Here is a 22,295-nt window from a genome sequence, read left to right as displayed (position 1 = left end):
GATCGGCCCCGCAGCCGAAGCGTGAAGATCCGGCTCAAAGCGCCGGCAGCGCGGTGACGGCGGCCTTGATGGTGCCGTCGGTTTCCACGATCACCCGGAGCGTCTTCGAATCGAAGGTGATGCCGGCAAGGCGGATGCTGTTGACGTCGGCGTCGACGCGGATGCCTTCCTCGTTCTTCTGCAGGTCGGCGATGGTGGCGGCGATCTTCCGCTGCGCGTTGGTCGCGAAGGGCTTCAGGTCGACGACCAGGCGGTCGTTGAGGGCCTGCTGCATGTGCGGGATCGCGGCGCGCGCGGCGGCGCCGAGCAGGCCGAACGCGGCTTCGGATTCGACCGCCAACTCGACGTCGGTCAGCCGCAGCGTCTGCGCCTGCTGGTCGAGCCGCGGCCGGCCCCAGACGTGCACGGTCGCTTCGGCGCCAAAGCCGAAGAAGCTCTTCTTCTCCTTGGCGTGCACCAGCAGCGAAATCAAAAGCCGGTCGCCGGAGGCGGCGATGCTGGCGCTCTTGACGGTCACGTCGACCGGGCCGGAACCGTCCTCGGGGAAGGTCTTGCCCTTCAGCTGCGCCTCGACGAGCTGCGTCAGCGTGGTGAAAGACAGGTCGACCGGCAGGCCGACCGAGATCTGGCTCGGCATCGGCGGAACGATCGTGAGCTTGTCGGGGAACGGGCAGTTCGGGGTGGTCTGCGTCTCCGTGATCCGCGTCTCGGCCTCGATCCCCATCGTCAGGATCAGCGAGGACGCATCGACCTTCGGCTGCGCGGCGATCGCGCGGGTCGGCCGCAACTCGAGCCACATCGGCGGCATCGACGCGGTGCCGCCGGTGCCTTGCAGCGGAATCGAGCGGCAGGCCTTGGTCCATTGCGCGCGGGCGTTGTTCTGGAACACCGGATCGTTGTGCAATCGCTCCTCGACCGCGGAAATCTGGTCGGCGACCGCCTTGTCGATCACCGGCTTGACCTGGGCCGGCACGCTGATGCGGACGCCGGCCGCCGACAGGCTGGTGTCGCCGAGATTGACCTGCGCCTGCAGGTTCGGCTCGATCCGCCAGGACGCGCCGAGCTTCGGCCGCGCGGTCAGGGTGACGCTGCCCTTGATGTCGGCGTTGGCGTTGATGTTCTTGATGTTCACGGCGCCGATCTGCTTGGCGACATTGCCGCCGAGCAGGCTGCCGAGCGCGTCGGTGACGGCGCCGGTCGCCTTCGCGGACAGCGATCCGGTGACCTTGAGCGTGCCGTTGATCGGGGTCGTCAGCGTCAGCACGTCCTGCGCGCCGGTGGCCGCGATCGGCCCGCGCGACGCGGTCCAGCCGATGTCGGCATTCTGCAGGACTTGCTGGACCGGATTGTCGGCCTTGCCGCCAAAGGTCTTCGGCGCGCCGCGTTCGGCGGCGTCGCGGATTGCCGATAGCGCGACGGAGACCTGCGCCACGATCGTCGAGGAGCGCGGCGCCTGCGGCAACGGCGGCAACTGTGCGAGCGGCGGCGTCTGAACCGTGACGCTCGGCGCGAGCCAATCCATCGCCTTGAGGCTGATCACGAACGAGATCGCCACCACCGTGAGCCCGAGCGCGATCGTCCTTGGATGCATCGGTAGACGCATCGTCCCCCCGGATGAAAATCAACTTGACGGTTGTACAGGCCTCCCGACGAGGGCGCCAGTGTGGCGGGATCAAGCTGCTTCGAGGGCGGAAGCGGATCGGTCGCCCGAGATCACCTGGACGTTAACGATTATGAACACAACGAAGGCCCCGGCTGATGCCGGAGCCGTCGTTAATGTCTGAATGTGTCGGGCTCAGCGGACGGCCGAGCCGAGGTCGGCACGGCGGTCGGTCATCGGCAGCACGATCACCTTGGTGCCGACGCTGACCCGCGAATAGAGGTCGGTGACGTCCGCATTGGTGAGGCGCAGACAGCCGGAGGACACGTGGGTGCCGATCGTCTCCGGCGCATTGGTGCCGTGGATGCGGTAGATGGTGCCGCCGAGATACATGGCGCGGGCGCCGAGCGGGTTGCCGGGGCCACCGGCCATCTGGCGCGGCAGATAGGGCTGGCGGGCGATCATTTCCGGCGGCGGGGTCCAATCCGGCCACTCCGCCTTCTTGGTGATGGTCTGGGTGCCCGACCAGGTGAAGCCGTCGCGGCCGACGCCGATGCCGTAGCGGATGGCCTGGCCGCCTCCGAGTACGAGATAGAGATAGGTGTGCGGGGTGTCGATGATGATGGTGCCGGGCGCCTCGCGCGTCGGATAGGCAACGACCTGGCGGCGCAGGCGGGCGGGCAATTCAACGGAACGGTCTTCCTCCTGCGCCTGCGGCATCGACTGCGCCGGCGGCTGCACCGCCTCGGTCGGCGGCGTCAGGATGAACGGGAACATCGGCAGCGGAGCGGCCGCGGCGGAGTTCGAGAAAGCGACGGTGCCAATCGCCAGCGCACCGAAGGCGGCGGCAGCGAGACGTGCGTTCAGCTTGATGGAATTGAACATTGTCGACCCCTGTTGTTTGCGCCCTGCGCGCCAGTTCCGGCGCGTCGTTGGGTCAAACCAGTACAGGTGAGGCGTTTCAGGACGTTTGCACGAAACCGCCAAAATGGTTTCGTGCCGTTAGGGAATTGTTTCGTGCGTGTTTCGTCGCACGGTTAAGGGCGGGTTGCCGGGGAGGGCTGTCCCATCCGAAGACATCGATCCTGGCACGGCGCTTGCTGTCCGAAGGCGTTGGTTCGGAATGGAGTGGAAATGATGCCAGCGCCTTCGATCGGGAGCATGCTGGATCAGCAAAAAGGCTTTGGTCCGGGGTTCGATTTTCTGCGCATTGCGCTCGCGATCTCCGTCGTCGCGGGACATACGCCGTATGTTGCTACCGGCGCCGGCGAGTCCGATCCGATGTGGATCGTCTGGTTTCCGCAATTTGCGATCCTCGTGATGTTTTTCGCACTGAGCGGATTCCTGATCGCCGCAAGCGGGTTGCGGCTCAGCCTGAAGGAATTCCTGATCAATCGCGGAATGAGGATCATTCCCGCACTTGCGGTCGAGATCGTGCTTTCGGCGCTGATCCTCGGACCGATCTTCACGACGCTGCCGCTCTCGAACTATTTCACCAACGCCGGCACCTACAAATATTTTACGAACATCGTCGGCCTCGTCAATTACACCCTGCCGGGCGTGTTCAGCGGCAATCCGGCGCCGGAGGTCAACAGTTCGCTGTGGACCGTGCCATTCGAATATGCCTGCTACGCGGTGATGGCGGTCATCATGACCATGGGGCTGCTGCGCAAGCCGGCGTTGATCGTCCTCAGCGTTGTCGTCCTGGTGGGCGTCGGCTTTGCCGTGCAGGTCACGGGGCATGCCGCCAATCCGTCACAACTCCCTCCCGGCGTCGCGGGCACGCTGCATGACAAGATCTTCAGCACGGCGCTGTTCCTCGGGCGCGGTGCAAAACTGCCGGTCGCCTGCCTGCTCGGGATCGCAATCTACCTTTACCGCGACCGCATTCCCTATGACGGGCGCATTCTCGCCGCCTGCTGCGTGCTCTGCCTCGGAGCCGCATTGCTCGGGCCGGCAGCCTGGATCACCCAGCCCGTCCTCAATGCCGTCATTGCTCCGGCGCTGGTCTATGTCACCGTGTTCCTCGGCGTATCGAAGCTGCCGCGGCTGCCTCTGTTCTCTAGGGGCGACTATTCCTACGGGATCTATCTGTACGGCTTTCCGATGCAGCAGGTGGTGAAGGTGTGGCTGCCGAACGCTTCGCTGGTTGTTCAGTTTGCCGTCGCGCTCGTGCTGATCACGATGTTCGCGGCGCTCTCCTGGCACTGGATCGAGAAGCCGATCCTGAAGCTGCGCAGCCGCTTTTCGTTCGTGGCGCGCAAGCGCCTCGAGCCGGAGGATATGGTCGGAATGCCTGAGGGGATCGGGCCGCTGGCCGTGACCGTGAGCGGCAGCCGGAGCAAGCGATCTTCCTGACGAGAAGCAGGAGCGACGTCGGTGCTCAAGACCGGATGTATCCGGCCAGTCCGTCCCACAGCAGCTTTGCCGCGGTGATCACGAGAATGGCGTAGCAGGCGCGGTACAGCGCGCGCTGGTCGAGGCGTTCGTGCAGCCGCCATCCGGCCCAGACGCCGGCGGGCACCGCTGGCAGGCACAGCGCCATTAATAACCACAGGCTTCTCGAGGGTGTCGCGAGCACGAGCCACGGGCCGGCCTTCAGCAAATTGCCGACCGTGAAGAACAGGCTGGTGGTGCCGGCGTAAAGCGCCTTCGGCATGCCGAGCGGCAGCAGGTACATCGCAAGGGGTGGTCCGCCCGAATGGGCAACCATTGTGGTGACGCCGGAGGCGAGGCCGGCGAGCGTCGCCTTGACCGTCGAGCGCGGCCGCGGCTTGATCTCGCCGCCGCCGACAAACCACAGCGCGGCGAACGCCAGCGTCACCACGCCCATCACGATCTCGACGGCATGCCGGTCGAGATCGCGCAGCGCGAAATAGCCAAGCACGATGCCGGCCACGAGCGCCGGCAGCAGCATCGCGAGGTCGACGCGCGACCACGTGCTCGGGCGCCAGAAACGCAGCGCCGTAAGGTCCATGACGATGAACAGTGGCGCAAGCAGCGCGCCGGCCGCAATGGGGTCCATCGCCAGCGAGAGCAGCGGAATGCCGACGATGGCAAAGCCGCCGCCGAACGCGCCCTTCATGAAGGAGATCAGGAAGACTCCGGCCAGGGCGACCGCGAGCACGAACGCCGAGGGCAGGTCTGCGATGAGGGATGCGATCATTGCGTGGCGCAGCATGGGGGCGTACGCATGCAGGCGCAATCCAAACATTGCTCTCGGTGCAATAGAATTGGTGTGCCCGAGCGGGCTAGCTTGCGCGCATCCTCGGCAGGCCCGGCCTGTCGCCGTTGATCACGGCGCGGCGGTCGGAGACGGCGTGATGGAATTGCTCGAGCGTCAGCCCGATCACCGAGAGGTCGCCTTCCTCGATCGCGCCGTCGTCGTAGCAATCGAGCGCCTCGCGCAATAGCGCATCCGCATCGCCCTGCATCGCCGCGAGCTGTTCCGGCGTCTCGGCGCCGCGCGCCCGCGAGATCAGCATCAGCAGATTGTCGCGGTGGGTGATGTAGTGCTCACGCTCGTCGCGCTTCATGTAGTGGCGCAACCAGGCGCCGGCCGAGCCGAGGCCGGAGATCAGCAGGATGCCGCCCCAGATGTAGTCGGAGTATTTTTCGAGGAAGGTGCGCTCGGTGCCGTCGATATAGGCGGCCGCGCCCTGATGCGCCGGCAGCGCGGCATCCTTGTCGGTGTCCGGCTTCTCGATCTTGGCCGCCGCCGGCAGGTCGCGCGCGACCTGGAGCCGCAGCGTGAACAATTGCCGGTCGAGTGCGCCGACGGTGGCTTCCTCCAGCGCATGCTGCGCGATGACGAGGTGATTGACGCTGACGGTCTCGACCTTGTCTTCGGGGCGCGCCGGCGACGACGAGAAGATGCTGCCCGCGATCTCCTCGGATTCGTATCGCGGATGTTTTTGCGCAATCGCTTCCGAAACGTCGATCGGAAGGAATTTCGGCTCGCCGCGCGCCGCCGCCGTCGCCGCGATCGCCTCGGACGTGATTTTGCTGTCGAGCGGACCGACAGTCATGTAGGCGTCGAGCGAGGGATCGCGCGCGAGGTCGGCGATCTTGTTGACGGCGAACTGGCTGACCGTGACCTTGTCGGGGTTGACGCCGGACTCGGTCAGGATCACGCGCAGCAGCGTGACGTTGGCCTGGGTGCTGCCGACCACGCCGACCTTGTGCCCGGCGAGATCGTCGATGCTCTTGATCTTCGCGGCGCGCCGCTTGCCCTTCGCGCCCGAGGGCGCCCACAGCACCACGACATTCTTGCGCAGGATCGCAACCGACTCGGCACTCGCGGGCAGATCGAGATCGCCGCGCACCACCGCGAGGTCGACCTTGTTCGCCGTGAACAGCGCGATGCTTTCAGCGGCGCCCTGCGTCGTGACCGGCTTCAATCGCACCGAACTGCCGTCGTGCGCAAAGGCCTGCGCGAAGCCCTGGATCAGCTTGACGTCGTCACTGCCGGTCGGGCCGACCGCGATCGAGAGCGTCACCGGACGCAGCGCGTAATACAGCGCGCCGGCGGCGAGACCGAACACAAGGATGCCGGCCGCAAGGATCAGCAGCGACGAGTTTCGCCGTCTGAGCCTGCGGCGCGTGGGGCCGGGATTTTCACTTTGCTCTGACATCTGGTTGTCATCTTACACGAGAAACCGGCGGTTTGCCGTGAAAAACAACCTAACATTTCGATGACGTCATACGTTTGAAACATCCATGTCAGAACGTCGTGCGAGCAGAATCAAGATTAACGATTTGGATCTCCTGCGATGCGCATACTCGTTGCGACCGATGCCTGGCATCCGCAAGTCAACGGCGTGGTCCGGACGCTGACGTCGCTTGCGCGCAGCGCCGCGACCCTCGGGGCCGAGATCGAATTCCTCACCCCCGACGGCTTCCGCTCGGTCGGCGTGCCGACCTATCCGGGCCTGAGGATGGCGCTGCCGAACCGGCGCGAGATCGCGCGCCGGATCGAGGAGGCCGCGCCCGAGGCGATCCACGTCGCGACCGAAGGGCCGATCGGCTGGGCGGTGCGCGGTTATTGCCAGCGCAACAAGCTCGCCTTCACCACCTCCTATACAACGCGCTTCCCCGAATATGTTTCAGTGCGTACCGGCATTCCCGACAGCGTCGGCTATGCCGTGCTGCGCCACTTCCACGCGGCCGGTTCGATGACGATGGTCGCGACCGACTCGCTGCGCACCGAGCTTGCCGAGCGCGGCTTCCGCAGGCTCGGCTTCTGGACCCGCGGCGTCGACACCAGGATCTTCAATCCGGATCAGCCGGCCCTGCTCGATCTGCCGCGGCCGATCTTCATGACGATGGGCCGTGTCGCGGTGGAGAAGAACCTCGACGGCTTCCTGTCGCTGGACCTGCCGGGCTCCAAAGTCGTGGTCGGCGACGGCCCGCAAAGGGCGGCGTTGGAACAGAAATATCCCGACGCGATTTTCCTTGGCGAGAAGAAGGGCCAGGATTTGACCTCGCACCTCGCCGCAGCCGATGTCTTCGTGTTCCCGAGCCTGACCGACACCTTCGGCGTCGTGCAGCTCGAGGCGCTGGCCTGCGGCACGCCGGTGGCGGCGTTCCCGGTCACCGGTCCGAAGGATGTCATCGCAGATCATCCGATCGGCGCGATCGACAATGACCTGCGCAGCGCCTGCCTGCGCGCGCTGACAATGTCGCGCGCGGATTGCCGCAATTTTGCGTTGGAGCGTTCCTGGGAAAACAGTGCGCGTCAGTTCATCGGCAATCTGGCCACGTTGCAGCCGAGCCGCGCGCCGCGGCCCGCCCGTCGCGTTGCCGGCCGCAGTGCGGTTCCGAATTAACAGCTCAATCGAACGAAAGACGAGAGACTCTCTATGGCTGAAATCATCAAGCTGGGCGCCGACCGTTCCATGGACTTCGACCGCGAGACGGTCGAACAGGCCTATGATCGCTGGGCCCCGATCTACGACCTCGTGTTCGGCGGCGTGTTCAGCAAGGGCCGGCAGGCTGCGATCCAGGCCACCAACAAGATCGGCGGCCGCGTGCTCGAGGTCGGCGTCGGCACCGGCATCTCGCTGCCGCTCTATAGCCAGAATGTCCGCATCTTCGGCACCGACATCTCCGAGGCGATGCTGGAGAAGGCCAAGAAGCGGGTCACCGAGCAGGGCCTGAAGAATGTCGAGGGCCTCGCGGTGATGGACGCCGAGAAGCTCGAATTCCCCGACAATTCGTTCGACGTCGTGATGGCGCAGTACGTGCTGTCGGCGGTGCCGAATCCGGAAGCCGCGCTCGACGAGTTCGCCCGCGTGGTGCGTCCGGGCGGCGAACTGATCATCCTGACCCGCGTCAGCGCCGATGCCGGCGTCCGCCGCTTCATCGAGCAGAAGCTGCAGCCGGTGGTGCGCCCGCTGGGGTTCCGGACCGCCGAATTCGCCTGGTCGCGCTACACCAAGTGGCTGGCGGGCGCGCGCGGCATGGAACTCGCCGAACGCCGCCTGATCCCGCCGCTCGGTCATTTCTCCCTGGTCCGCTTCCGCAAGGCCGACGTCGCCAAGGCCGCGTAAGAGGGGCCGCGTAAAAGGGGCCGCCTGAGGCAACCCTAGCCTCGATCTTCCCGGGTGAGGTCGCGCACAGCGCGCCCTAGACCGGGAGGCTACGATCTCCTCCGCCTCATCCCCGCAAACCTGTTCGGGATGAGGCGAAACCCTTCTCCGGTTGCGTCAAGGCGTCGCTTCGCATTGTCATATGTCATTATGATGATGTCACACGCGATACATCGAATCCCTGTAAATCCTGTCCCGAAAGATGTTGGGGGAACCAATGATCAAGAACTTTCTGCAAGAGCTGCGTACCCAGCGTTGGGATGACCATCGCTTCTACCATCACAGCCGGATCAACCAGAGCCTGCACTTCGTCAGCGCGCTGAGCTTCCTGTTTGCCTATGTGATGCTGTTCTTCGATCCGGTCGTGTCGGCACTGGTTGGCTGGCTGGTCTCGATGACCTCCCGCCAGGCCGGTCACTTCTTCTTCGAGCCGAAGGGCTATGACCACGTCAACCAGGCGACCCATGAGCACAAGGAAGACATCAAGGTCGGCTACAATCTGCAGCGCAAGGTCGTGCTGATGGCGATCTGGGCGCTTTCGCCGATGGTGCTGTACTTCGATCCGACGCTGTTCGGCCTGTTCAAGCCCTGGGTCACGATGGGCGACTTCACCCGTCAGGTCGCCAAGGTCTGGCTCGCGGTCGGCATCGGCGGTCTGCTGTTCCGCACCATCCACCTGTTCTTCATCCGCGACATCGAGACCGGGCTGGTCTGGATGACCAAGATCGTCACCGACCCCTTCCACGACCTGAAGCTCTATCACAAGGCGCCGCTGTTCCTGATGAAGGGCGAGCTGATCGATCCGGGTCTCGAGAAGCACGTCAAGCACGCCTGATCGTTGATCCCAGCGTCTTCAAACCGCGTCATGCCCGGGCTTGTCCCGGGCATCTACGTCTCAAGGGCTACGGCGGATAATCACTTGTTGAGCGCTTTCAACTGCGCGCGCACCTCGCCTCGCCCCGCTTGCGGGGAGAGGTCGGATCGCATCGATAGATGCGATCCGGGTGAGGGGGGCTCACCGCGAGTCCGTCTGCTACCGATTTCGCGGATGCAGCCCCTCACTCCAACCCTCTCCCCGCAAGCGCGGGGCGAGGGAGCAGAGGGCCGGCGCGCTATCTCAGCGCTTGAACCTCACGGCGACCATCTCCTTCAGGATCTGGCGCTTGATGTTCTTGTTGGTGAGGCCGGCCTTGTGCCACCACCAGCCGTCGCGCTTCATCTTCTCGCAGGCCGCAACGAATCGATCGGTGACCTCGGCGAAGTCGGCGTCGGTGTAATTCAGGGTGAAGATCAGGCGGCCGGTGCCGACCCAGCTCAGCGCCAGTCCCTCGGCCCGCAGATAGTATTGCAGCATCCAATTGTAGCGGGATGGCTCGGTGTAATAAACCGTCCAGATCGACGAGAGGTTGCCGACGCGAACCGGCAGGTCTTGCGCGATGAGGCGGTCATTGAGCGCCTTGGCGCGGCCGTTCCAGGTCTCGTCCAGCCCGTTGTAGATCGAGCGGAAGTTCGGGCTGGCGAGCCGGCTCAGGAACTCGTCCATCGCCGTCATCACATAGGGATGCGAGTTGAAGGTGCCGCGGGCAAAGCAGATGTCGGCCGGACGGTCGTCGCGGAAGCGGCGCATCAGGTCCTTGCGGCCGCAAACCACGCCGACCGGCAGGCCGCCGGCAAGGCTCTTGCCGTAGGTCGCCATGTCGGCCTTGACGCCGAAATATTCCTGGGCGCCGCCGGCGGCGAGGCGGAAGCCGACGAATACTTCGTCGAAGATCAGCACGATGCCGCGCTCGGTACAGACCTCGCGCAGCTTTTTCAGCCACTCGGTGTAGGCGGCCCGGTCGTAACGCGAGGAGCGGGAAGAGTCGACCAGCGCGGAATCGCCGGGCGCGTTGGAATTCGGATGCAGCGCCTGCAGCGGGTTGACCAGCACGCAGGCGACGTCCCTGCGGGTGCGCAGCACGTGCAGCGTCTTCTCCGACATGTCGGCGAGCGTGTAGGTCTCGTGCGGCGATACCGGATTGCCGACGCCGGGCTGCACCTCGCCCCACCAGCCATGATAGCTGCCGGCGAAACGAACCAGGTACGTCCGTTTGGTGTGGTAGCGCGCGAGCCGCACCGCCTGCATCACGGCTTCGGTCCCGGACATGTGGAACGAGACCTCGTCAAGGCCGGAGAGCTCGCAGAGCCGTTTGACGTTGTCGGTGATAACAGGGTGATAGGGGCCGAGCACGGGGCCGAGTGCGCGCGCCCGCTTCTCACCCTCGGCGATGCACTCCTTGTAGAAGTCGTTGCCGAAGATGTTGACCCCGTAGGAGCCGGTCAGATCGTAGCACACATTGCCGTCGACGTCGGTCACGGTGACGCCGCTGGAGGCCTCGACGAAGGCCGAGGTGCCGAGATGTTCGCGCACCAGGCGGCTGTACTGGAACGGCACGCGGTAGGTTTCGGTGAACTGCAGGTCGGAGATGCGTTCCGTCACCTCTGCGGTGAGCGCGCGGCCCTTGGGGTAGCGACCCCCGTAGAGGCCGGCGAGGCGGAAGAAGCCGTCCTGGCGCTGCATCGCGACCTCGGAGGGCGCGCCGTCGGAGCGGAAGAAGTCGTCGATGTCGAATTCGTAGTGCGGCACCATGCGCGCGACCATCTTGGACATCTTGGAATGTCCGGTCAGCGAGCGGTGCTTGGCACGCGACAGCGCGAGGCGGGCCTGAATTTTGGGGAAAGCTGCGGCGGCGCCGGCAAGGGCGGCGGCGGACAGCGAGAGAATCGGAAGGGATGTTTCCATGACAGAAGCGCTAGCCTCGGCACCTAACAGATTCATGACGGTCAAGGGCCTGATCTCGGCATTCACCCAGCAGGAGGACCTCAATTTCCTGCTAACCAACCGGATTCCGCGGGCGGCGGCCACCCGCTTAATGGGCTGGTTTTCCAAGGTCGAAAATCCCCTGGTGCGCGACGCCTCGATCGCCTGCTGGAAGCTGTTTTCCGATCTCGATCTGTCGGAGGCGAAGAAGACCGAGTTCAGGAGCCTGCATGACTGCTTCACCCGCGAGCTGAAGCCCGGCCTGCGCCCGGCGGCGGCCGACCCCGCCATCATCGCGAGCCCGTCGGATGCGATCGTCGGCGCGCATGGCCGGATCGAGGACGGGCAATTGTTCCAGGTCAAGGGCGCGCCGTATTCGCTGCTCGATCTGGTCGGCGATCCCGCGCTGGTGGAGCAGCACCGGAACGGCCGCTTCGTCACGCTGCGGCTGACCTCGAGCATGTATCACCGCTTCCACGCGCCCTACGACCTCACGATCGACAACGTCACGTTCATTCATGGCGACGTCTGGAACGTCAATCCGATCGCGCTGAAGCGGATTGAGCGTCTGTTCTGCAAGAACGAGCGCGCGGTGCTCCGCGCGAAGCTTTCAACCGGCGAAGCGCTGACGCTGGTTCCGGTCGCCGCGATCCTGGTGGCCAGCCTTCGCCTGCATTTCCTCGACATCACGTTGAATGCGCAGAGCGGGGGTCCGGTGGATTTTCCCTGTGACGCGCATGTGAAGAAGGGCGATGAACTCGGCTGGTTCGAGCACGGCTCGACCATCATCGTTCTCGCGCCCGACAACTTCGAATTCTCTGACAATGTCGCGGAGGGAACGCGCATCAAATGCGGCGAACCGCTGCTGCGAAAACCCGTGATGTGATCTCGCCTGTTCGATCGTGGTCATTGTTTGAGCATGATCTCCGCGGAAAACCGGTTTCCACTTTTCCGGATCATGCTTTAGGATGGCGGCGATCGTCGCGGGACGATCCTAAATCGCAAACCTGATGGACACGAGATGGCGCGGACGCCTGTTCTGGCGGCGGGGGGCATTGTGCTGCGGCGGGACGCTCCGCAGCACTTCGCCGTCGTGCGCCTGCGCAAGCGCAATGAGTGGGTGTTGCCGAAGGGCAAGCTCGATGACGGTGAGACGGCGCGCGCCGCTGCCGAGCGCGAGGTGCTGGAGGAAACCGGCCACGCCGTCGACGTGCACGAATTCCTCGGCACACTGGTCTACGAGTCCGGCGGGCGCTCGAAGGTGGTGCATTACTGGCGTATGGATGCCGGCGGCAAGGCGGTGCACGAATTGATGAGCGACATCAGGGAAGTCGACTGGCTGCCGCTCGACGCGGCGCTCGACCGCCTGTCGCGCAGCTATGAGCGCACGTTCCTGGAGAATGTCGGCCCGATCGCGTTGCAGGCCGCGGCGAACGCCGAGCGCAAGCGGCGCGTACGTTTGCGGGCTGCTGCCGCGGAGCGACGGCGCGCGCGCCTTGCCACCGACGAGCCGGTCGCTGGCACGCCCGTGGTCGTCGATCCGCCTGCGGTCGCTGGAATGACCGTGGGTGCCGAGACGCCGATCGTCGTTGGCACCCTGGCCCCCGACGAGATGCCGGACATGACCGATACGCCTGATCTATCGGAAACGCCGGCGGTGGATGCCGAAGCGGATCAGCCCGCCATCGCGCCGGAGCATACCGCTGCGGATGCCGGCGAGGTGGTCGAGACCGCGCATGCCATGGCTGCGGCTACGTCCGACGAGCCGTCGTCACCTGTGCGCGAGATCGAACAGGTTGCTTCGGCCGTTGAGCCCGCTCCGCGCAAGAATCTGATCGAGCGCGTGCGCGACTGGCTGCGCCGCGCGGCATGATCAGCGGCACATGACTTGATGTCGCATGGCCGGAGCCTTGGCCGGCTGCCAAACGTCGATGTCATGCTGCAAGGCAAGGCAGTCAGCACCGAGCTTGGGTGAACCCAGGTCCCTTGCCACGAGTTGCGCTGCGTGGACCTCGGCCATGGCGCCGCGAACGTCGCCGCGCTCCAGTTGGAGCCTGGCAATCTGAAGCCTCAACCGCACGATCTGAACCCGCCCTTCGATGCTGGACCACAGTTGGCGGGCGAGATGGAGATGCCGCATGGCTGCTTCGTCATCCTGCCGCCAGAGCGCGAGGATTGCCTGCGCTTCGTTGGTGAGCGCGCGGATCGAGGGCATCGGCCAGCGATCCGGGCTTCCCGAAAGCTCGCAGATCAATGCCTTTGCCCGACCGGTCCGATGCGTGTGTGCCGCAACCAGCGCCAGATGCGCGAGCAGGATTCCCCGGCGTTGCAGTGTCCACCAGGTCTTGCCGATCAAACTGCGTTCGAGGCTTGCATAGGCGGCTTCCGCTTCGCCTCTTGCGAGCAACAGCATGGCGCGGCCCGGCTCCGGGCACCAGCCCAGCGTGTAGGCTCTGTCGTAGGCTTCGAGCGCTGCGTCGTCGTTGCCGATCGCAGACAGAATATCGCCCAGCACCCGGTTGGCATCGCCTATCGACCATGGCGCATCGCTCGCCAGGCGCGCGAGCGCGTCCTGAATCCGAGCCAGCGCTTCGTCGAGCGAGCCCCGGATGCCGAGCACTTCGGAGCGATGCAGCTGGCATGAACCTGTCAATTCCATGCCGCTGCCCGAGCAGAAATTCTGGTAGCTCCGCGTCCACTGGTCGGCCCGTGCCCAGTCTCCGAACATCCGGGCTGCCCAGAGAATGTTGCAGTAGAGGTTGCCGCCCATGATCGGGTCCAGATTGGTGCTGGACAGTGCAACCGCGGCGGCATGGTCCTGATCGGCCAGTCCTCCATGGGTGTCGCCGAGGCATAGCCGATAGAAGCCGCGATAGGCCAGGCTCAGAGCTTCGATGTTGAGCGCATCCTTGTATCTGACGGAAGTGTAGGCAGCGTCGGCCAACGCGAGTGCCTGTTCCGGCTCTCCATTGAATGCAGCCAGTTTCGACTTCATCCATAACAGCAGGGCAGTCGTCGGAGCATCGTCGAGCCTCGAGGCCCAATCTTCGGCTCGCGCGAGCCAGCCTTTTCCGATCGCGGCCTGACCGCTCTCGAAATGCAGGCCCGAGAGCGCGATCGCGTCGACCGCGGCTCCGCCAGCATCGCCGGCCTCGCTGCGCGCGGCGACCGCGCGAACCAGAATCGGAATGGCCGCCGCGGCTCTGCCGAGGCATTGCAGGGCAAGCGCCCAATCGCGCAAATCAGCGGCGCTGAGCGGACCGTCTTCATCCGCGCTCTCAAACAGGTTTGCTGCCTGCAGCCATAATTGTGCGGCCGTTGCACGCCGGCCAAGTCCGATGGCACCGATCGCGCCGTCGACGTGGTTGTGGCCAATGCGTTCCGGCTGCTTGACCCCGGACTCGAGGAGGAGTCGATATCCTTTGCCCGGCAGGTTTCGGATCGCCTCGTCCATGCCGCCCTTGCGAAGCGCGGCGCGCAACGTACTGACCGCACGCTGAAGCGAGTTGTCGGTGACCGTAACGTCAGGCCAGACGGCTTCGAGGAGTTCTTCCTTGGAGATCACCCGGTCGCGGTGGCGAACAAGGTAAACCAGCAAATCGAACACACGCGGCTGCAATGCGACCTCTTGCCGCGCGCACAGCAGAACGCGGCCGGCTTCATCAAGCTCGAACAGTCCAAATGCAAAGGCCATTTTGATGAGTCCGCGCAAGGCGGAAAAGGTTCAGGCAAAGATTAGACCGTGATCAGACAATAATCAGCCCGCGGTAAGGACAGTCAGCGTCGAGGGCGCCTATAGCTCCTCACGGCTCGCGATCACCGCGGCCTGCTGTTCAACAGTCGCAATTGAGGAGATTTCGATGGAACTCTATGTCATTCGCCGTCCGAGCGCCTGGGCAAACATGAGCGAGCTGGAGCTCGCCGGCGCAACGTCCGCCAGGATCGGCGACGAGCAGATGCCGGACCGGGTCCGCTGGATCCGCAGCTATGTGGTTCATGAGGCGGATGGTCGCATTGGCACTTTCTGCATCTACGAGGCGCGTGACGGTGACTCGATCCGGGAGCATGCGCGCTGCGTCGGCATGCCGGGCGAGGAATTCTACAAGGTCGCGACAACCGTGGTGGTGCGTGGTGATCCCGTCGAACCGCCCATTGCAGCCGAATGACGCCTGCGAGGCGTCGCATGGCGCATCACGGCCAAGCCATTTTCCGGAGCGCCACCAATATCTCGATCAAGGAAACGATTATGCCGATTTCATTCATGGAGTCCGTGTCAGGTTCGGTGCGAAGGCATTTTTCCTTTTTGCTTTTGCGCTTCCGTCGAATCGTCAATCAATCGGTTGCGGGTATGCTTGCGAACCGCGAGCGGCAGGCCAGTAGCCTGATGCCGCACGAGCCCGGCGGCCGGCGGTCGAAGGACGCCGACAACCGCTGCTCTCGACCGATCATTCGAAGCGCGGTCCTCGGGCTGATGATCGCGGGTTTGTCTTCACCCGTGTTCACCAGAGCGAAGGAACCTGTCGTTCCGGAGCATGGCGCAGCTCTCGCGCAGCACGCCGCCTCGCCTCAGCGTAGCAAACACGGCTGCAGGCACCGCTCGGATTGGAGCATTGTTGCCGCATCTGCCATCCCGGTCCTTCTCGACCGTCGCACCTAGCTCGCAGCACATTGAAGTCATTGCACGACGCCCTTAGCGCAACTCGCGGACTTCAGGCGAAGCCAGCGGCTTCGCCGCGAGCCGCGCGATATTTTCCAAAGGAGATACACATGAACGTTCAGACCGAAATGCCCACCGTCGATCTCGCCGCCGTCAAGGCACGCCAGCAAGCCACCTGGAGCTCGGGCGACTACGCGATCGTCGGCACCACGCTCCAGATCGTCGGCGAGATGCTCTGCGAGGCAGTCGACCTGCGCAGCAGTCAAATGGTGCTCGACGTCGCCGCCGGCAACGGCAATGCGACGCTGGCGGCGGCGCGGCGCTTTGCCGACGTGGTCTCGACCGACTACGTCGGGGCGCTGCTCGAGCGCGGCCGCGAGCGGGCGGCCGCAGAACGCCTGCAGGTGACGTTCCAGGAGGCGGACGCGGAAAGGCTGCCGTTTGCGGACGCCAGCTTCGACGTCGTGCTGTCGACATTCGGCGTCATGTTCACCGCCGACCAGCAGCAGGCGGCGAATGAACTGCGCCGCGTCTGCCGCATCGGCGGCAAGATCGGCCTTGCGAGCTGGACGCCGGAGGGTTTCATCGGACAGGTGTTCAAGACCATCGGCAAATATGTGCCGCCGGCCCCGGGCGTGAAATCGCCCGCGCTGTGGGGCACCGAGGCGCATCTCGCCGCCTTGTTCGGTCCGCAGGCGACGGTTGATGTCAGGCGCAGGCACTTCAATTTCCGTTACAGGTCGCGCGAGCATTTCCTCGAGATCTTCCGCACCTATTACGGCCCGGTGCTGAAAGCCTTCGGGGCGATCGATGCCGTCAAGCAGCAGTTGCTCGCCGCCGACATGTTCGGCTTGATGGACCAGTTCAATGTCGCCACGGACGGCACGCTGGTCATCCCCGGCGAATATCTGGAGGCCGTGATCACCAGGCAGGGCTGATCTGCCGCTGCTCGTCGATTTCAGCGCGGCGCCGGCGTTCTCGCCGGCGCCATTCGCTCGTTCGCGGCAGCTTGTCGGAGAAGCTGGAGCAATTAATGCGACCGCTCAGTTACTGGCGCTTGTCCCTCGGCCGCGGCTTTGCCGCGCGGGGCGGCGGCGCGCGCCGTTGCTGGAAGCCGGGGCGCGCCGGCACGGCGGGCCGTTGCACGCTTGGGCGCCCGCCGGGTGCAGCCTGCTGAATGCCGGGGCGCGCCTGGCCGGGTGCCGGCGGCAGCGGCTGCGCCGCGCCCTGTCGCGGCACGCCCGGTTGACCCGGCTGGCGCACGCCGCCCGGCGCCTGTGTGCGGCCGGGCTGCAGGCCGCCTTGACGTGCAGGCGACTGTTGTCCGGCGGGCTGCGTCGCACCGCCTTGACGTGCGGGGTCTTGGCGCGCGGGCTGTTGTCCCGCGGGTCGTTGTCGGGCTGGCGTCTGGACGCCCGGCGCGTGCGGCAGCGTCGCGCCGCCGGGTTGGCCGGGCAGCGCGTGCTGCGCGCCTTGCTGCTGCGTGCCCGGCTGTTGAGAGCCTTGCCGGCCAGGCGTGCCCGGTCGCTGCGGCTGGCCGGGACGGTTCGGCTGACCGGGCTGCTGCAACTGGCCCGGACGGTTCTGCTGACCCGGCTGTTGCGGGGCATTGCGATTCTGGCCGGGCAAGCCGTTCTGGCGCTGCTGATTGGGCTGCACCGGCTGGCCGCGGTTCGGATAGGGCGCTGCCGGATTGGCTCTGCGGAAATCGGGATTGGCGCGGCGGAAGTCGCGCTGCTCGGTCACGACCTGGCGGCCCAGCGTCTGTGCGCTGTGGACCTGGCGCACAAAGCCCTGGTCACGCGTCATCTGTTGCGGCGAGATCGTCAGCGGCACCGCGGCGAAGCGCGCGCCACCGGTGCCCGGACGAATCGCAAAACCACTCGCACCGCGCGTCAGCACGCCGAGCGAGGTGCCGCTGCGATCGTTGACCTCGATGCGGCCGACATGTCCGTCGGCGTCGGGATAGAGCTTGATGCCGACATTGTTGCTGGTTGCGGTGGCGCCTTCGGGCACTTCGACAAGGCCGGTGGTGCCGCGGATTCCGAGCGTCGCGGTCGGGGTCGAGATTTTCATGTCGCCGGTCTTGGCGACGGCGGCGGCGACGAAGGCCGCCGTTCCCTTGGCGACGTTGAACAGCGCGCTGTTCTGCGGGCCGCCGTCTTCGTAGACGTAATTGTCGATCGTGATCTTGGCGTTGGCGCGCAGGTTGAAGGTGGTGCCGTCGTTGAAGGTGATGCCGAGCGAGGAGGTCGCTGACGTGGCGACCTCGTCATTGGCAAAGATGTCGTCGCGGATCTGCAGCGGCGTCGCGGTGTTGTTGCGCGTGACCGTGGCGGTTCCGGTCAGTGTCGCGACGTTGCCGATCGGCTCGGGCGCTGCGGCCTGCGGCGTGGCAGCCGGAGCGGGCGCAGCAGGCGCCGGCGTTGAAGGCGTCGCACTCGGCGACGGGGCAGGCGAGGGCGCCTGTACAGGCTGCGCTTGCGCGAGCTGTGTCAGGTCCGGTGCGGCATTGGCCGTTGCATGCCAACCCATGACGCCGACACCAAGCAGAAGCGCGAAGAGAAAGGTGCGGCGCATCACCATCGATTCCCGGGAGGCAGTGGGGATCGGCAATTGAGCCGCGTCAGGCTGAATGCCGAATGAACGGTCCTGCCTTGTTGTCATGGCGGACCAAAACGATCAAGCACCGCGCTCCGGTGCCGGAGGCGCGGTGCTTGGTCGCTGTCGGGAGGGATTTCGTCAGCCGCGCTTGTGCGGGGTGATGTTGGGCGGCTTCGCCAAAATGGCTTCGTCGCGCGCCCGCTTGTTTCGTCAATCACACGCGGCCGGGCAACCCTTGCGCTTACGGTGTGGCGGTGGCCGGAGCCCCCTCGAGCGCCAGCAGGGCCTCGCGCTGGGCCTCGGGCATGGCGCGGATGCGGCGCCTGGCGGTGAAGCGGATCGCGGCAAAGCCGCCGAGAAACACCACGACCTTGCTCACGATGCCGAAGGTCGGCATCACGAGGGCCCATGTCGCGATTTCGCAGGTCAGCGCGACGAATGCGTTCACGGCGGCCGAGACGAACATCAGGGCCGCCCAGGCGTAGCCGACCTTGACGGCGACGTCGGGCACGACGGTTTGTGCGACCTCGGGGAGATAGCGGTTGAGCCAGCCGGGCTTCAGCATCACGGCGCCGACGATTGCGTAGATCACGCTCGGCTTGAACAGCACGAAGCGCGCGTCATTCGTGAGGAGCGTCGCGGTACCGGCGGTGACGACCAGGAACAGGCTCAGCCATTCCATGGTTTCGATCCGCTTCCGGCGCGCGATCTGGATGCCGATCTGCGCTACGCCGAACGCGATGCCGAGGCCGACCGAAAGCGCGGTGTTGTGGGTCAACAGGAACACAACAAGAAAGACAAAGGTCGATGCCAGGTCGAGCGCCAGCAGCCTGGCGGCGGTGAGGAAATGCTTCATCGGTCGTTGCGAACTCCGCTTCCTTGGTTACACGGCGAGCATGCCGAGCCGGCGATGCATGGATGGTTTGCCGTCTTGAAATCCCGGCGATCTTGCCGCTCCGCTATCAGGAGAAATATCCGGGATGCAACGCGGGTGCGAACCGGCTGATCAAAGGCAGGATCAGCAATGGCTGCGCGTTGAAAAGAAGATGGGTGAGCCAGGCCGGCGTGAGGGAATCGTAGCGCAAGCGCAACGCGAACAATATCGCGCCGAGCCCGACCATCACGATGCTCCAGACAAGGCCGAGCGGAATAGCATGATTGGCTCCGAAGAGCAGGCTGCCCGCCAGCCAGATCGCGGGCTTGCTCCAGCCGATGCGGCGCAGCGAGGCAACCAGCAATCCGCGATAGAGAATTTCCTCGCACAGCGGGGCGGTGAGCACGAAGAGCAAGACGTAAACAGCGGCTGAGTGCGGAGCATGGAAATCGACCCGCGTTCCTCCAGGACCGGCGCTACCGGTCACGTGAGAAAGCCAAGTCGTCATGGCGGGCGCCGCATACATCGCGACCACGAAGCCCACCAGGCTCGCCGCCAAGGCCGGCCGGGTCAGTGGACGAAATATGAACACATCGCGGCGCAGCCCGCGGCGCGACGACCAGAACCAGACCGCGGCCACCGCGATCCAACTGCCGGCGACATAGGACAGCATCCCGAAGAGCTGAAGATTCGCGCGCGTTGGCAGCTCAACGGGGAGGCCCCACACAATCTGCCAGCACGCGATCGCCAGGACACCGCCAGCGGTCATCAAGATAGCCAGTCCGACAGGAGCCAGCACCATTGCGAAAACAAGAATGCCATCAGGCCAACGCCCCGCGACGGGCGAAGCATCGATGTCCGTGACGCTCGAGTTGGTCATAGCGGGTGAACCGTCGGCCTGTATGACATAGCTGCCTCGCAACGCGACGCGCACGGCCGGCGGCGGTGTCGTCACAGCACAGCTAGGCAGATTATGGGGCTGCCGGCCTATCGATTTCTGAAATCGAGGAGCGAATTGTCACTCCGAACGGGCGATGTCCGCCGCATCCGCCGTTTGCCCCGCCCTCCGGCGAAATTCGGTCGGCGTCAGCCCGGTGTCCGCCTTGAAGGCGCGGTTGAACGGCGCCAGCGACTGGAACCCGGCATCGAGCGCAATCGTCAGCACCGGCACCTCGGCCTGGCTGGTATCGGCGAGCGCCGCCTTGGCCTCGTCAAGCCGATAGCGGTTGAGGAAGGCGTTGAAGTTGCGGTGGCCGAGCCCGTCATTGATGAGCGTGCGCAGCCGGTATTCCGGCATGCCGAGCTTGACCGCCAGCACGCCGATGGTCAGCCCCTCCTGCCGATAGGTCCGCTCGGTTGCCATCAGATGTTTGAGGTGACTGAGCGATGCGCGATCCTGGGGCGACGGGCCGTCGGGTGCTAACGATCCGGGAATCCGGCTGGCTCGGCCGCCGGAGCCTGTACCGGCCACGGCCGGCTGGCTCTCGGGCGGATCGAACAGCATCATCCAGATCGACATCAGCGCAAATGCGCCAAGACCGAGTGCGCCGCTCAGGCTGATGGAGGTGTTCGGAATTGCGGCGAGCCCTGCCGCGGCGGCGAGCATCATCTGGAGGCCGATGCCGACCACCAGCGCGATCAAGATCCGGCCGCGTGCCGTTGTCACGGCGATGCGCCATCCCTTCGGGATTTGCACGATCCCGAGCACGGCGAAGGCGATCGTCGCCAGCGCCAGCAGGCGGCCGCACGCCGCGGCAAGATTGGGCCAGCTGCTCCAGCCGTTGTAGGTCACGAGGCCGATGCCGGCCACGCACGCCCATAGTGCCGCATTCCAGCGCCGCAGCACAAAATGCTCGTCGAAGATCGCGCGCGCCCATAGCCAGAAAATGACCGGAGAGCCCATCGCGAACGCGACGATCGGCGAGCTCCAGCCGAACGACCATGTGGGAAAGAACGGCGCCGTCGTGATCGCGTAGGCCGCGCCGGCCGCACCCAAGGCGGCGCCGAGGTAAGCGGCGCGATGGACCGCCGCGTAGCGCAGCAGCAGCACCGCGCAGACCACCAGGAACAACGCGACCACCGCGCCTCGGAGACCAAGCTCAAGAGCTGTCATCGCCATCGCAAGCCGCCCGCGGGTTCAACCCAACCTCGACACTGCTGCTCTTATAGCGCGTCCGACGATCGACATGAAGCGACCGTCGGGCCGGTCCGAGCTACCAACTGTGATCGTGAGACAAAAAAATCTGCTGTCCGCTTGCCATTCGCGCGGCAGCGGACATCAGGTCGTGTCGAGCTTGCGTTCTAGCTGACCCGCTTCCAGGTCTGGCCGCCGCAGAACATGCCGCCGAAGGCGCAGCCCTACACGCGCATCGCATTCGGGCCCTTCATCGCGATCGTCGAGTCGTAGTTGCGGCCGGAATCGGGATCGTGGATGCGGCCGCTCCACTTGCTGCCGTCGGGCGTCATGTTGATCAGGATGCGCTCGTTGCTCTTGACGGAATAGCCGCAAAGGTTGGCGCCGCACGCTTCGACGCGGACGTTGCCCTTGCTCTCCTCGGTGGTCCAGACGCTGATCGGTCCGGTCGGCGCCGGTACCGGCGCGGCGGCAACTGGAGCGGCTTGCGGCTGCGGCGCAGGCGCAGCCGGAGCGGCGTCAACCGGCGCGGGGGCCGCGGTTGCAACTGTTGTCGGTGGCGCAGCGGGTGGAGCCGGCGGCGCGACAGTGGCGACCACTGGCGCGGCCGGCTGCGGCGCGGCGATCTGAGCCGGCGCCGGAGCGGGCGCAGGCGGAGGCGCGGTCGTCGACGCGACATCGTCATCATCGTCGGACTTCGAGCCGAGATTCTTGCTGATGCCGCCGATCGTGCCGTTGTAGCCCGGCGCCGAGATGCGGATGCAGGACAGCGCGCTGCAAATGCGCGGCGCCTCGACATGGATGCGCTGGCCGTCGATCTGGAAGGTGATGCCGGTGCCGCCGGCATGCGCTGATGTGGTGGCCATCAGCAGCGCGGCGATCGCAACGAGCTTCTTGGGGTTCTCCCTGGCGTTGAGCGGGGTTGCATCGATTGGTCCGGAACGCTACGCGGCCTCGGGGGCCGGTTCTGTGATGCGCATCACGCTGGCGGGCGCGGCCGAATGGCCGGTCTCGGTGACCGAGATCACTGCGCCGC

General features: G+C 65.4%; 20 protein-coding genes. 9 read left to right on the top strand and 11 right to left on the bottom strand.

From position 1 onward, the window contains the following. Window positions 1–34 precede the first annotated feature (34 nt). Window positions 35–1,603: a DUF4403 family protein gene (locus ABIB78_RS08785; protein ID WP_429023694.1), complete on the bottom strand. Its 1,569-nt coding sequence runs from the start codon at window positions 1,601–1,603 to the stop codon at window positions 35–37. 192 nt (window positions 1,604–1,795) lie between these two features. Then, on the bottom strand, window positions 1,796–2,485 hold the full coding sequence (locus ABIB78_RS08780; RefSeq protein WP_429023693.1) for a L,D-transpeptidase: 690 nt from the start codon (window positions 2,483–2,485) through the stop codon (window positions 1,796–1,798). A gap of 276 nt (window positions 2,486–2,761) precedes the next feature. On the opposite strand from ABIB78_RS08780, the gene ABIB78_RS08775 reads away from it, so the two are divergent. Continuing rightward, entirely contained in the window at window positions 2,762–3,958 is a 1,197-nt protein-coding gene (locus ABIB78_RS08775) for an acyltransferase family protein (RefSeq protein ID WP_429023691.1), read from the top strand. A gap of 25 nt (window positions 3,959–3,983) precedes the next feature. Here the strand turns inward: ABIB78_RS08775 and ABIB78_RS08770 are convergent, their stop codons facing one another. Together ABIB78_RS08770 and ABIB78_RS08765 are read right to left on the bottom strand one after the other, a co-directional pair. Continuing rightward, on the bottom strand, window positions 3,984–4,766 hold the full coding sequence (locus tag ABIB78_RS08770; RefSeq protein ID WP_429023689.1) for a sulfite exporter TauE/SafE family protein: 783 nt from the start codon (window positions 4,764–4,766) through the stop codon (window positions 3,984–3,986). Between the two features lie 85 nt (window positions 4,767–4,851). Next, window positions 4,852–6,234: a TAXI family TRAP transporter solute-binding subunit gene (locus ABIB78_RS08765; protein ID WP_429023687.1), complete on the bottom strand. Its 1,383-nt coding sequence runs from the start codon at window positions 6,232–6,234 to the stop codon at window positions 4,852–4,854. A 138-nt stretch (window positions 6,235–6,372) separates the two neighbouring features. On the opposite strand from ABIB78_RS08765, the gene ABIB78_RS08760 reads away from it, so the two are divergent. The 3 genes from ABIB78_RS08760 to ABIB78_RS08750 all read left to right on the top strand — a co-directional run bounded on the left by ABIB78_RS08760 (window position 6,373) and on the right by ABIB78_RS08750 (window position 9,025). Continuing rightward, a complete protein-coding gene (locus ABIB78_RS08760) occupies window positions 6,373–7,428 on the top strand; it encodes a glycosyltransferase family 4 protein (RefSeq protein ID WP_429023685.1) in 1,056 nt (351 codons plus the stop codon). Window positions 7,429–7,461: 33 nt separating this feature from the next. After that, window positions 7,462–8,151 (top strand): class I SAM-dependent methyltransferase, encoded by a 690-nt coding sequence (locus ABIB78_RS08755; protein WP_050629930.1) that lies wholly within the window; start codon window positions 7,462–7,464, stop codon window positions 8,149–8,151. A 256-nt stretch (window positions 8,152–8,407) separates the two neighbouring features. Beyond that, the gene (locus ABIB78_RS08750) at window positions 8,408–9,025 is read left to right on the top strand and encodes a hypothetical protein (protein WP_429023683.1); all 618 of its coding nucleotides are present in this window, start codon (window positions 8,408–8,410) and stop codon (window positions 9,023–9,025) included. 282 nt (window positions 9,026–9,307) lie between these two features. On the opposite strand, the gene ABIB78_RS08745 is transcribed toward ABIB78_RS08750, so the two are convergent. Continuing rightward, window positions 9,308–10,972 (bottom strand): aminotransferase class III-fold pyridoxal phosphate-dependent enzyme, encoded by a 1,665-nt coding sequence (locus ABIB78_RS08745; protein ID WP_429023681.1) that lies wholly within the window; start codon window positions 10,970–10,972, stop codon window positions 9,308–9,310. Between the two features lie 34 nt (window positions 10,973–11,006). Here ABIB78_RS08745 and asd point away from each other — a divergent pair, with 34 nt between their 5' ends. Together asd and ABIB78_RS08735 are read left to right on the top strand one after the other, a co-directional pair. Then, on the top strand, window positions 11,007–11,876 hold the full coding sequence (asd, locus tag ABIB78_RS08740) for an archaetidylserine decarboxylase (RefSeq protein ID WP_429024043.1): 870 nt from the start codon (window positions 11,007–11,009) through the stop codon (window positions 11,874–11,876). 135 nt (window positions 11,877–12,011) lie between these two features. Next, window positions 12,012–12,863, top strand: coding sequence for an NUDIX domain-containing protein (locus tag ABIB78_RS08735; RefSeq protein WP_429023679.1), 852 nt, complete (start codon window positions 12,012–12,014; stop codon window positions 12,861–12,863). Here the strand turns inward: ABIB78_RS08735 and ABIB78_RS08730 are convergent, their stop codons facing one another. Then, entirely contained in the window at window positions 12,864–14,684 is a 1,821-nt protein-coding gene (locus ABIB78_RS08730; protein WP_429023677.1) for a winged helix-turn-helix domain-containing protein, read from the bottom strand. Window positions 14,685–14,850: 166 nt separating this feature from the next. Here ABIB78_RS08730 and ABIB78_RS08725 point away from each other — a divergent pair, with 166 nt between their 5' ends. The 3 genes from ABIB78_RS08725 (at window position 14,851) to ABIB78_RS08715 (ending at window position 16,585) form a co-directional block, all read left to right on the top strand. Continuing rightward, on the top strand, window positions 14,851–15,156 hold the full coding sequence (locus ABIB78_RS08725) for a nickel-binding protein (protein ID WP_429023675.1): 306 nt from the start codon (window positions 14,851–14,853) through the stop codon (window positions 15,154–15,156). 17 nt (window positions 15,157–15,173) lie between these two features. After that, window positions 15,174–15,647, top strand: coding sequence for a hypothetical protein (locus ABIB78_RS08720; RefSeq protein WP_429023673.1), 474 nt, complete (start codon window positions 15,174–15,176; stop codon window positions 15,645–15,647). Between the two features lie 110 nt (window positions 15,648–15,757). After that, window positions 15,758–16,585 (top strand): methyltransferase domain-containing protein, encoded by an 828-nt coding sequence (locus tag ABIB78_RS08715; protein WP_429023671.1) that lies wholly within the window; start codon window positions 15,758–15,760, stop codon window positions 16,583–16,585. Window positions 16,586–16,694: 109 nt separating this feature from the next. Here the strand turns inward: ABIB78_RS08715 and ABIB78_RS08710 are convergent, their stop codons facing one another. The 5 genes from ABIB78_RS08710 to ABIB78_RS08690 form a co-directional block, all read right to left on the bottom strand. Then, window positions 16,695–18,227 carry a FecR domain-containing protein gene (locus ABIB78_RS08710; RefSeq protein ID WP_429023670.1) on the bottom strand — a complete coding sequence of 511 codons (1,533 nt, stop codon included), beginning with the start codon at window positions 18,225–18,227 and terminating at the stop codon, window positions 16,695–16,697. 265 nt (window positions 18,228–18,492) lie between these two features. Beyond that, window positions 18,493–19,107, bottom strand: a complete 615-nt coding sequence (locus ABIB78_RS08705; RefSeq protein WP_429023669.1) for an inner membrane-spanning protein YciB — start codon at window positions 19,105–19,107, stop codon at window positions 18,493–18,495. Between the two features lie 106 nt (window positions 19,108–19,213). Continuing rightward, on the bottom strand, window positions 19,214–20,005 hold the full coding sequence (locus tag ABIB78_RS08700; RefSeq protein WP_429023667.1) for a CPBP family intramembrane glutamic endopeptidase: 792 nt from the start codon (window positions 20,003–20,005) through the stop codon (window positions 19,214–19,216). Window positions 20,006–20,143: 138 nt separating this feature from the next. Further along, the gene (locus ABIB78_RS08695; protein WP_429023665.1) at window positions 20,144–21,244 is read right to left on the bottom strand and encodes a helix-turn-helix domain-containing protein; all 1,101 of its coding nucleotides are present in this window, start codon (window positions 21,242–21,244) and stop codon (window positions 20,144–20,146) included. Between the two features lie 239 nt (window positions 21,245–21,483). Continuing rightward, a complete protein-coding gene (locus tag ABIB78_RS08690) occupies window positions 21,484–22,125 on the bottom strand; it encodes a DUF2147 domain-containing protein (RefSeq protein ID WP_429023663.1) in 642 nt (213 codons plus the stop codon). Window positions 22,126–22,295 lie beyond the last annotated feature (170 nt).

It is taken from the genome of Bradyrhizobium sp. I1.14.4 (assembly GCF_050435825.1).
Classification (GTDB): Bacteria; Pseudomonadota; Alphaproteobacteria; order Rhizobiales; family Xanthobacteraceae; genus Bradyrhizobium.
This window is presented reverse-complemented; position numbering and strand designations above follow the sequence as displayed.